The sequence below is a fragment of the Pseudomonas sp. SIMBA_067 genome (assembly GCF_046534675.1).
Lineage (GTDB): Bacteria > Pseudomonadota > Gammaproteobacteria > Pseudomonadales > Pseudomonadaceae > Aquipseudomonas > Aquipseudomonas putida.
In genome coordinates, this window is record NZ_JAWRYH010000234.1 from 1 (window position 1) to 299 (window position 299).

General features: G+C 62.9%; 1 protein-coding gene. It reads left to right on the forward strand.

All coding sequences use genetic code 11. The features are described 5' to 3' along the window. Positions 1–299, forward strand: a 299-nt coding sequence (locus SB765_RS28885; RefSeq protein ID WP_410932388.1) for a DUF262 domain-containing protein, incomplete at both ends; no start/stop codon positions are given.

Genomic DNA, 299 nt, shown 5'->3' on the forward strand with positions numbered 1-299 from the left:
GCTACCAGATTCCGCTGTTCCAGCGGCCCTATGTCTGGAAGCGTGAGGATAACTGGCAACCGCTCTGGGAGGACTTCGAGCGCCTGCTCGGTGTGGTGCTGGCTGGTGAGAACCTGCGCCCGCACTTCCTCGGTGCCGTGGTGATTGAGCAACTGCGCAATGACACCGGTTCTGTGCAGGGCCGCCAGGTCATTGATGGGCAGCAGCGTTTCACCACCTTGCAGCTGCTGCTGATCGCCGCTCGCGACTTGTGCCGCAGCCGGGGTAGCGAGCGCTTTGCCGGGCGCTTTGAGTCAATG